At 39.1% G+C, this 6,138-nt stretch carries 6 protein-coding genes; all 6 read left to right on the plus strand.

Going from position 1 to position 6,138, the window contains the following annotated elements; genetic code table 11:
* Positions 1 to 18 precede the first annotated feature (18 nt).
* The 6 genes from ACYQ5K_RS04900 to gap all read left to right on the plus strand — a co-directional run bounded on the left by ACYQ5K_RS04900 (position 19) and on the right by gap (position 5,315).
* Complete coding sequence (locus tag ACYQ5K_RS04900) at positions 19 to 1,167, plus strand: double-cubane-cluster-containing anaerobic reductase (protein WP_055260543.1); 1,149 nt, start codon at positions 19 to 21, stop codon at positions 1,165 to 1,167.
* Between the two features lie 242 nt (positions 1,168 to 1,409).
* Complete coding sequence (locus ACYQ5K_RS04905) at positions 1,410 to 1,802, plus strand: C-GCAxxG-C-C family protein (RefSeq protein ID WP_173688192.1); 393 nt, start codon at positions 1,410 to 1,412, stop codon at positions 1,800 to 1,802.
* Positions 1,803 to 1,896: 94 nt separating this feature from the next.
* A complete protein-coding gene (locus ACYQ5K_RS04910) occupies positions 1,897 to 2,385 on the plus strand; it encodes a DUF3592 domain-containing protein (protein WP_173688193.1) in 489 nt (162 codons plus the stop codon).
* A 516-nt stretch (positions 2,386 to 2,901) separates the two neighbouring features.
* A complete protein-coding gene (locus ACYQ5K_RS04915; RefSeq protein WP_330585997.1) occupies positions 2,902 to 3,342 on the plus strand; it encodes an ABC transporter ATP-binding protein in 441 nt (146 codons plus the stop codon).
* A complete protein-coding gene (locus ACYQ5K_RS04920) occupies positions 3,305 to 4,114 on the plus strand; it encodes an ABC transporter permease (RefSeq protein WP_195230395.1) in 810 nt (269 codons plus the stop codon). Before ACYQ5K_RS04915 ends, ACYQ5K_RS04920 begins: the two co-directional genes overlap by 38 nt.
* Before the next feature lie 175 nt (positions 4,115 to 4,289).
* Complete coding sequence (gene gap / locus ACYQ5K_RS04925; RefSeq protein ID WP_173688195.1) at positions 4,290 to 5,315, plus strand: type I glyceraldehyde-3-phosphate dehydrogenase; 1,026 nt, start codon at positions 4,290 to 4,292, stop codon at positions 5,313 to 5,315.
* Positions 5,316 to 6,138: the final 823 nt, after the last annotated feature.

Genomic DNA, 6,138 nt, shown 5'->3' on the forward strand with positions numbered 1-6,138 from the left:
TAAAGGAGGAAAATAAAAATGGAATTAGTAAAAGAGCTGCCGGAGATTTTTGAAGAATTTGCAGAGCAGAGACAGAGATCTTTCCTGGTAATGAAAGAAGTAAAGGACAAAGGAATTCCGGTTGTAGGTGCGTACTGTACCTACTTCCCACAGGAAATCGCAATGGCTATGGGAGCAGTTACCGTAGGACTCTGCTCTACATCCGATGAAACGATCCCAATCGCAGAAAAGGATCTGCCGAAGAATCTGTGCCCGATGGTAAAGGCAAGTTACGGTTTTGCCGTATCTGACAAATGTCCATTCTTCTATTTCTCAGACGTGGTAGTCGGAGAGACAACCTGTGATGGAAAGAAAAAGATGTACGAACTGATGAAAGAATTCAAAAATGTCTATATCATGGAACTTCCAAACTCACAGAGAGAAGATTCCCTGGAACTGTGGACAAAAGAGATCATCCGTTTCAAAGAATATCTGGAAAAGACATTTAATGTAGAGATCACAGAAGAAAAAGTGCGCCATGCCGTTCATGTATCCAACCAGGGACGCATTGCACTGAAGAAATTCTACGAAGTTATGAAAAATGATCCGGCTCCGATGAACGGTTCCCAGCTGTTCGGCGTTCTCTATGGAAGCCAGTTCAAATTCGACAAAGAAAAGATGCCGGCAGAAATTGATGCCCTTCGTGAAAAGCTGATGAAAGAATACGAAGAAGGTGAAAAACCAGAGAGAAAAAAACGTATCCTTTTAACCGGATGTCCAAGCAGCGGTGCGCCGATGAAGGTTGTAAAAGCCATCGAAGAACACGGTGGAAATGTTGTAGTCTATGAAAACTGTGGAGGTGCAAAATCTGTTGACCGTCTCATCGATGAAGATGCAGAGGACATCTACAAAGCAATTGCAGAGAGATATCTTGCAATCGGATGTTCCGTTATGACACCAGATAACAACCGTATCGAACTGATGGGAAGACTCCTTGAAGAGTATAATATCGAGGGTGTAGTAGAAATGACACTTCAGGCATGTCATACTTACAATATTGAGGCAAAGAGCATTGAGAAATTTGTAAAATCCAAAGGACTTCCGTATATCCATGTAGAGACTGATTATTCTCAGGCAGATATCGGACAGCTGGATACACGAATTGCTGCATTTTTGGAGATGATCTAGGATTCAGAATGTATCAAATTTAAAAGAATGTGTCCCGGTATTCTGAAAAAGTGGATGGGATTCTAACAGATTTATGTTACAATAGGAATTAACAGGCAGGGAACAGGCATCAGTCTGTTCCCTGTATATGTTTACAGGTATATGGAGAATATACCGGAATTTTTTTCAGAGAGCAGCTAAGACTGAGGCGAAGCCTTTGAAAAAATTTTGTCAGATTGAAAAAATAAGAGAGGTAGATGAATATGACAATCGAAGAACGCGCAGCAAAAGCTGCAGATTTAAAAGCTGCCGGAGCATGCAACTGTTCCCAGGCAGTGGTAAAAGTATTTGAAGATAAGCTTCCATTGGACGATGAGACACTGATGAAATTAACCGCAGGCTATGCAGCAGGAATGGGATGTCTGGAAGCAACCTGTGGGGCACTCATTGGAGCTGTGATGACCGCCGGAATCCTGACAGACGGAGCCGGAACGCCTCGTTATTCCAAAGAAATCCTTGCGAAGTTTCAGCAAAAATGCGGGGCAACAATCTGCAGGGAGTTGAAGGGCGTCGGCACAGGCAAAGTACTCTGTGAATGTCCGGAATGCGTAAGAAATGCGGTGCTTGCACTAGGAGAAGTAATAGGTATTGAATAGATGAAACGATACGAATATGGAACACATCCCCATTTGTGCTATACTTAAGCTAACAAAGCGTTCAGAACATGGTTTTAAAAAGAGGAGGAAGACTATGGTAAATTTCTATGTGTATTCTTTTAGTATAGCAGCAATTCCATTACTTTTGGGTGTTTTACTGATCTGGTTTGGAAAAAAGCTGTGGAAGAAAGCAAATGCTGAAAATGCCAAATATCAGCAGCGCTATACAGGACGCACCACACTGCGTGTGATCGGTGTGGAGAAGCATGAACGGGAGGAAAGGGATTCTAATGAACCAGGTGAAATCATATATGTTACCAGCTATACCCCGATTTATGAGTATATTGTAAATGGTCAGAGATATGAATATCACACACGCCTGGGAAGCTCGATCGATCAGTATCCTGTCGGAAAGGAATATCCGGGATATTATGATCCGGAGAATCCGAAAGATGTGACGGAAACTTTAAAAGACATAACAGGTGGAGGAAGTCATTTTCTGAGTCTGATCTGTTTTGTAATTGGGGGAGTGGCGATTTTGCTTGGACTGGTGAGAGTATGGTCGGTTATAACATTACTGTGAAAAAGTTCTGGATGTGAAGCGCAGTTTTACCGTCATTTCCAAATGCTTCCAGAAAGTAACGGTTTTAAAACACGGGATTAAATATGGACAGAATTTATTATGATAAAGGTAAGAAATTTGATTTTGATGGAAAAAGAATCGGATTTATGGAAGTTGGAAGTACTTTGGATTAGAGGAAAAAGAGATTCCTTAGTGGGAAATGTCAATTAGTTAAGACGTTGTCCAGATGATTATCGCTGACCTGGGTTTGACTTTGCGAGAGCCTGATCGACCAGGTCTAACTGGTAAAAGATTTTTCTGTATCCGTTTGGTGGATCACCGTATGTAGAGTGATAATTTCACAATAATTGTAGAGAATCTGATTTAGGTGTAAGATAAACAATATTTTAATATTAGTAGGGTGCTAATTTGGTTTTTTGCTGGATTAGCACCTTTTAATATTTTAAAATTACAGAGCGAAAAATCAAATTAAACATTGACAAACCTGACCTTCATCCCTATAATGCCTACATCAAAATAGTAGGGCTGGTAGAAGCCGAAGATATACCGGTTGAAAGATATTCAAAAGGAATGAAACAGCGGCTACAGATTGCAAGAGGACTGATTAACGATCCTGAATATATTTTTCTGGATGAACCAACCCTTGGACTGGATATTGTGATTGCCAAAGAGATACGGGCTATGATAAAAAAGTTGGCTCAGGAGGAAAAAAAAGGGGTTCTCCTGACAACACACTATATAAGTGAGGCTGAAGAACTTTGTGATTATATTTATGTTCTGGATAATGGGCAAATGATTGCACAGGGTACCAAAGAAGAACTAAAAGATTTGTTTGCAAGTGAACCGAAGATGGTTTTGCAGGAACCTGGACTGGAAGAAATATTGATGAAAATTATTTACAGATCAAGAGGAGAAGACAGTGAAGAAAATATTTTTGGTAATAAAAGCAGAAATTGAAAAACAACAGAAACATGATTATCATTCAGCTTTTGTATATTTGTCGCTGCTGATCTGGCCGATTTTTGGATTTTTAGAAGTCTATTATACTTACAAACCATTTTCTTTAACCGGTTATATGGGAATTTCTGACAGCAAAGAATTACTGGCTTTTTTAGGAACCGGATTTATGTCCTATACATGCTTCTGGTCGATGGTACAAAATGCATGGTCGATGGCGAATCAGGAAAGAAAAGGCGGTACCTTGGAAATTACCTTTCTTTCCCCTGCGAACCGTCTGGCTATGATGTATGGGAGAGCACTTGGCGCATTGATTCAGGAAGTATGGATGTTCTGTTGTTTTTGCGTATTCATTCTGTTTTATACAAAAGCAATCCAATTCCACAACATACTGATTTTGCCATTTATTTTTCTTTTGTTGCTACTGTCTTCCACAATCTGGGGTGGAATGTTGAATTCCATTTTTATGTTTTCCAGAGATGCTTCGATTGTTATGGATATTTTTGATACACCGATGACATTGTTTTCCGGTTCAAGAATTCCACGGAACTGTTTTCCTTTCTGGGCAAAAATGATTTCACTTGTATTTCCGCTTACATATTGTATTAATATTATTCGATTTGTACTGAATGTTGGCGGGAAAGGAAAACAATGGATCTGGAATATTGCCGGGCTTCTGGTTTGTATGTGCATTATGGTAGTTGTTACGGTAGTTTTGACATATCAGGTTGAAAGACATAACAGAGAAACAGGGGAGTTACAGCTTTGTTAAAAAATTAAGAATCCTGTTAAAAAAATAGGAATCCTGTTAAATGATTAATTACTGCCATTTCGGTAGCATTTTAAAAAAAAGTGTGTTACACTCGCAATAGATTGTGGCGGACTGTTATTGCAAGGGAAGAAGATACAAAAAGTATCAATATGTCATATACAGGGAGGTATTTAATATGGCAATAACAATCGGCATAAACGGATTTGGACGAATTGGAAGAGTTGCATTCCGCATTGCCATCAATCAGCCGGAAAAATTTAAAATTTGTGGGATCAATGTAAGAAACGCAGACCTGGATTATATGATTTATATGATCCGTTACGATTCGATCTTTGGACGTTTCCAGGGAAGTCTGGAAAAATATGAGGATGGAATTGTTGTAAATGGCGAGAAGATCCGAGTGTATTCTGAAAATGATGCTGCTGACATTCCGTGGGGAGAGTGTGGAGCAGAATACATTATAGATGCGACAGGTGCTTACTGTACGACAGAAAAAGCAATGGCACATATCCGGGGTGGAGCAAAGAAAGTGATCATCTCTGCACCGGCTAAAGATCAGGACACACCGACATTTGTAATGGGAGTGAATCATGAACTTTATCATTCATCTATGCAGGTCGTTTCAAATGCATCTTGCACAACAAACTGTCTTGCACCGATCTGTAAGGTATTGGAGGATAATTACGGAATAGAGTATGGTCTGATGTCTACCATCCATTCAGCTACAGCAAAACAGAAAGTAGTTGACTGCCGTTCGCTGAAAGACTGGCGTACAGGTCGTGCTGTATTCGGAAATCTGATTCCATCTTCAACAGGAGCTGCAAAAGCAATCTCACTTGTTATTCCGGCGTTAAAGGACCGCATGAATGGAATTTCTTATCGTGTACCGACTTCAGATGTATCCATTGTGGATCTGAATGTCGCTTTGAAGACAGAAACCACTTATGAAGATATCTGCAAGAAAATGAAGGAAGCTTCCGAAACAACTCTTAAGGAGATTCTGGATTATGTGGATGATGAAGTTGTTTCTTCCGATTTTATCGGAGATAATCACGCATCCTCTTTTGATGCAAGAGAAGGAATCCAGGTAAACGGTCATTTTTTCAAACTGATCAGTTTTTATGATAATGAATGGGGATATACCAGTCAGATCTTCCGCCTGATTTCGCATATGTACCAGGTGGACCATGGTGTAAAATAAAACAGATTGTAAATGAAAAAGTAAAACGTATATCAGCAGTAACAGTCAGAAGCCATAAAAGAAAGAGTATCACGTAAACAAGAAGAAACGTGATACTCTTTTTGATTACATCAAAATTTCCGTCTAATAAATACTTATAGTATACTTACTCAACTTTCCCACCGGAAAATCTGGTATAAACACTTGATTTTCAAGCAAAATAATTGAATAAATTGGTATATTGACATTAAAATCTTCTTTTTTTCAAGAAGATCAGATGTACAAAGAAAGTCTAGGTTACATGTGCTGGACTGGATGAGTTTGCGCAGCATAGGTTGGACCACACATACCTTACGTATGCTCCTATTTGGAAAAGAAACAGATTCTGAACATTGTAAAAACCATGTTGATGCATAAGCTTGGATATGTAGCTGTAAGCAGCACAGATAATTTGAATCTTTCGGGTTTTGTCAGTGTGGTATCTGGTGGAATTTATTCCAATTATTATCTGCTGATCGGTTTTATAAGACAGATTTTAAATCAGGTTTTTCAAGGTGTTTCTACTTGGTGGTCTTGGACACTGGGGAGAGTGGCATGTCAATTATATTACAAGAATCAAACCAGAGAAACAGGGGAGTTACAGCTTTATTAAAAATCCTCTATTGAGTCGTCACTTAATGTATATTATAATAAGAAATATACACATACTGGCAGAAAATGTAATTTTATTAAGAAGTGGTGAAAGAGATGAAAATATCTGACAGAGTCATCCTTCCTTTGGTTGGAAGTGCATTTCAACCGGGAAAGGCAGCAGAAGCAATTGAAAAAATAGTCTGCAAATAAA

The sequence above is a fragment of the Allocoprococcus similis genome (assembly GCF_054660775.1).